1 protein-coding gene is annotated in these 1,194 nt (G+C 65.7%); it reads left to right on the top strand.

The genetic code is table 11. The features are described 5' to 3' along the window. Nucleotides 1-152: 152 nt before the first annotated feature. The gene (locus LXN57_RS47690; protein WP_251804961.1) at nucleotides 153-1,193 is read left to right on the top strand and encodes an IS630 family transposase; all 1,041 of its coding nucleotides are present in this window, start codon (nucleotides 153-155) and stop codon (nucleotides 1,191-1,193) included. Nucleotide 1,194: the final 1 nt, after the last annotated feature.

Raw genomic sequence — 1,194 nt, 5'->3', positions numbered from 1 at the left:
CTAAGCGCGTAGGCAGAAGTTCGGTACGTAACTGGTGACGGGCTGTCCGCGAACATGCTCAGCAAGAAGGACATAGCAACGTAAAAACCTCGTCGTGGGGTCGGATCAAGTTTCCACACAAGAACCCGAACCACGACGAGGTCACCGCCAGTATGCGCCCCGCGCACGTCTACGCCAGCATGTCCGAACAGCAACACACCGAACTGATTACCGCCCTGCACGGCCAATGGCGTACCGCGACCCGGATGGTCATCGTCGTGCTGTCCGCCGCCGGATGGACCGCATCCGAGATCGCCGATCTGCTGCACTACGACCCGAAAACCGTTCGGACCTGGATCGCCCGCCACCGGTCCGAAGGCCTCACCGGCCTACCCGACCGGCCCCGCTCGGGACGCCCCCGCAAAGGCAGCCGACGCCTCGGTGAACGCATCCACACCCTGCTGCAGACACCCCGATCCTGGACCACCACCCGCATCTTCAAGGCCCTCGGCCGGCCCCAGCTGAGCATGTCCACGATGCGCCGCCGCATCCGTGAACAAGCTCGCTGGGCCCGGCCCCGCCTGATCGCCAAAAGCGACCCGAACCGCGACACCATCTGTTCCGGCATCCGCGACCGGATCGCCGCCCTGCCGGCCGGCAGCGTGGTCCTGGCCGAGGACGAAACCCACATCGACCTGCTCGCCCGGGTCCGCTCCTGCTGGATGCCCACCGGTCTGCGGCATCGGATCCTGACGCCCGGCACGAACGTGCGCCGGACCGTGCACGGCGCGGTCAACCTGCTCACCGGCGCCGTGCACCACCACATCTCCGTCAAGAACGTCTCCGTGGTGTTCTGCTACTTCCTGCAGCAACTGCTCGACGCCTACCCGCACGCCCCGATCATCGCCGTGATCTGTGACAACGGCAGCACCCACCACTCCAAAATCACTCAACGCTGGCTCGCCGAGCATCCCCGGATCCAGGTCATCGAAGGCGCGAAGTACAGCCCCCAGGACAATCCCGTCGAACGGATCTGGGCCGCGATGAAACGCCAGATCGCCAACACCGCGACGGCCACGATCAACGACCGGATTCAGCAAGCCCACGCGTTCTTCCAGCACCGCACCGACGCACAGAACCTGGCCACCGCGGCACCCTGGACCTCACCCTGGCTACCGCCGGGTTACGGGAAGGACTTCTGGCCAGGGGCTTAGG

The organism is Paractinoplanes hotanensis (assembly GCF_023717965.1).
In the GTDB taxonomy this organism is placed as follows: Bacteria; Actinomycetota; Actinomycetes; order Mycobacteriales; family Micromonosporaceae; genus Actinoplanes; species Actinoplanes polyasparticus.
This window is presented reverse-complemented; position numbering and strand designations above follow the sequence as displayed.